Annotated in this window: 5 protein-coding genes; 2 read left to right on the top strand and 3 right to left on the bottom strand. The window is 39.4% G+C overall.

From position 1 onward, the window contains the following. Positions 1-364: 364 nt before the first annotated feature. Entirely contained in the window at positions 365-793 is a 429-nt protein-coding gene (locus BTA30_RS22190) for a DUF2621 family protein (RefSeq protein ID WP_076764221.1), read from the top strand. Between the two features lie 32 nt (positions 794-825). Here BTA30_RS22190 and BTA30_RS22195 read toward each other — a convergent pair whose 3' ends face one another. The 3 genes from BTA30_RS22195 to BTA30_RS22205 form a co-directional block, all read right to left on the bottom strand. Further along, complete coding sequence (locus BTA30_RS22195) at positions 826-1,320, bottom strand: CcdC family protein (RefSeq protein WP_094777381.1); 495 nt, start codon at positions 1,318-1,320, stop codon at positions 826-828. Between the two features lie 76 nt (positions 1,321-1,396). Beyond that, positions 1,397-1,762 (bottom strand): response regulator, encoded by a 366-nt coding sequence (locus tag BTA30_RS22200; protein WP_076764226.1) that lies wholly within the window; start codon positions 1,760-1,762, stop codon positions 1,397-1,399. An 83-nt stretch (positions 1,763-1,845) separates the two neighbouring features. Then, entirely contained in the window at positions 1,846-2,553 is a 708-nt protein-coding gene (locus tag BTA30_RS22205; protein WP_076764228.1) for a cytochrome c biogenesis protein CcdA, read from the bottom strand. Positions 2,554-2,796: 243 nt separating this feature from the next. On the opposite strand from BTA30_RS22205, the gene BTA30_RS22210 reads away from it, so the two are divergent. Beyond that, positions 2,797-2,923, top strand: a 127-nt coding sequence (locus BTA30_RS22210; RefSeq protein ID WP_076764231.1) for an aspartyl-phosphate phosphatase Spo0E family protein, incomplete at its 3' end; no start/stop codon positions are given.

Below are 2,923 nucleotides of genomic sequence, written 5' to 3' on the forward strand. Positions count from 1 at the left end.
CTTTTTTTCTGAATGATAAACAAATCGAAACCGAATGCCAAAATAAAATTCTTTCCGTTAAAATAAACAAGGAAGCGAACAAAGATGAAGCTTCTGTTTCTTTCAGTATTCCTTTTTTATAATGTTAAAGGGAGAAACCCGGACAAAAGCTTATGACATAAGCTCCTGCCCGGGTCTTTTTCCGTTCGTTCGTCAAATATCCCCTAGCAATTCTCCATGGCCGAATAGAGAATTGCTATACGATAGATTATGTTCTAGCATCTCTTTTGACTAGATGTTTGCCGCATTTGTTTATATTATTTTTTCTATGTTCTTCTAAAACGGCTTCATGTACAATAGTCTGTAGACAAAGGAGTGATGAGAGATGCTGGAAGGATGGTTTTTATGGCTGATGCTCGCTTGGATCATCACAATGATCGTCCTCTTATCAATCGGCGGATTTTTCATGTTTCGCAAATTTTTGAAGCGCCTTCCTAAGGAAGATGGAAAGTCAGAACTTGACTGGCAGGACTATTATATTGAACAAACAAGGCATTTATGGAAAGAGGAAGAAAAAGAATTGCTTGAAGAGCTTGTTTCTCCCGTGCCCGAGCTGTTTCGCGATACAGCCAAAGCAAAAATCGCAGGAAAGATCGGTGAGCTGGCTTTACAAGAAAAAGCCCGTGCAATCAATCAAGATCTTATTGTCAAAGGCTATATTATGGCCACGCCGAAAAAAGATCACAAATTTCTGCTCAAGCGCTTAAGACAAAAAAATATTGATCACACTCCATATCAGGAGCTCTTTAAATAAAAAACCTTTCCGCATCATGGAAAGGTTTTGTTTTAATTCAACTGGATGTGATTTGATGCTTCAAGCTGATGTGAAAGCTTTCTGAAGGATAAATACATGGCGATTCGCCAAGGAACAATCATCCCAAAAGCCAGAATCCAAAACATTCCGCTTAAAGCCCCATAGTCAATCGTTGTGCTTAATATGCTTTTCATGACGATTCGAATGATGAGAAGAGCGATTAAAATAAACACAAAAGATTTTGACCGTTTAATGTAAATTTTATCATCTTTAATTTCAAATTTAGATGTTTTAATCAAGAAAATTGAAAAGATCATGCCTACTGTTATGGCTTCTAAAAATTCAGCTCCGGTCACACGGAACATTGGAAATAAAAACATTAATGCCCCTGTGCTCATAAAGATCGGAGGCAATATTATTTTTTTGGCCGTAGCCGGTTTTTCAGATGACTTGATTCTGACAGCCATGACAATGACGGCCATCACGACGGCTAGTATAGATGAAACCACAATCATCATACGTATCATCCCTTTATTCTTCAAATTCTCTACTTGTTACTATACGCCAAAACGAGAAAAAAAACCAATCGCAAAGTTTGCCTGCTTATGCGTTTCCGAGTACGAGCCGAATGGCTTCAATCACCTTTGCTTCCTCAAAAGGCTTAACGATAAAGTCCTTGGCTCCGGCTTCGATCGCCTCAACGACGATCCGCTTTTGGCGCATGGCCGTGCACATGATCACTTTTACTTTAGGATCAATATGGATCATTTCCTTTAGCGCTTCAATCCCGTTTTTCACAGGCATTGTAATATCCATGATCACTAAGTCCGGTTTCAGTTTTTGGTACAAGAAAACAGCTTCTTCGCCATTTTCAGCTTCCCCTGCAACATCAACATTTTCCGTTTCAAGTATTTCTCTTATTTTATCTCTCATAAATTTTGCATCATCAACAATTAAAACCCTTGTCATACTCCCCTCCAACATCACAATTTCAATTTAGCTGTGAATAAGTTCTATTTTAACAAAAAATGAAGCAGAGCCGATAAAAGATTCTAAAAACCTTTGAAATCGCCAAACAGCCCTGACAGAACAATAATGATTTTCGTCATCCAGTCAAAGAACAAGAGGATGCCGACCAAAATCATGGCAATGCCGCCGATTTTCATCATCAGCAGCTGATGCTTCCGGAGCCATTTCATCTTTGAAATGAAGAAAGACAGCAGCAGAAACGGCAGGCTGAAACCGAGCGCATACAGCAGCATATACGGCACAGCCGACATTGGATTGGTTCCCGCCAGCGCAATAACGGCCGCCAAAATCGGTCCGGTGCAGGGCGTCCAGCCGGCAGCAAATGCCATCCCGATGCCGACAGATCCCAGCAAACCGCCCGGTCTGTTTTTTAATTGCAGCCGCCTTTCCTTCATTAAAAATTCAGGTTTAAAGACACCCAATGTGACAAATCCGAAAAAGATAATGAAAATCGCTCCGAGCTGTCTGATGAGATGATGGTAATCCTTAAAAAAAGAACCGACAAGAGATGTGCTGTAGCCCAGGGCGACAAAAATGATCGAAAAGCCGATCAGGAAAAAAACCGTATGGATCAGGCTTCTTTTTTGAAAAAGAAGTCTGTCCGAATTGATCTCACTCATACTGACACCTGTAATATAGGATAAAAAAGCAGGATACAGCGGAAGACAGCAAGGCGAAATAAAAGATAGAAATCCGGCGCCGAAAGCCAGAACATAATTAATATCTGTCATTCTCTTTCTCCCTTCTATTTCTTGGAATGATATGAAATAAAATCATTGGTTATGACAATGACATTTCAATTTCCTTACATATCACCAAAAAACATGTTCATTTCCCGAATTTCTCTATATAATCAATTTTGGCCATTTATCCTTATCACCTTCAGAATTGAAAAGAAACCTATATATGGATATAATAGCATTTAGTAGGCAACAAAAAGATGATTTTTACAGAAGAAAGGATCAATTCCTGTGATGAAAGAAAACCTGCTTCATGAAATTGAGGAAAAAAGAAAAGAGCTGCTGAAAATCGTCATGACAAACGGCATGACTTCCCATATTACTATACAGCACAGCCAGCAGCTGGATATCCTTCTCTTGG

It is taken from the genome of Bacillus swezeyi (assembly GCF_001969815.1).
GTDB lineage: Bacteria > Bacillota > Bacilli > Bacillales > Bacillaceae > Bacillus > Bacillus swezeyi.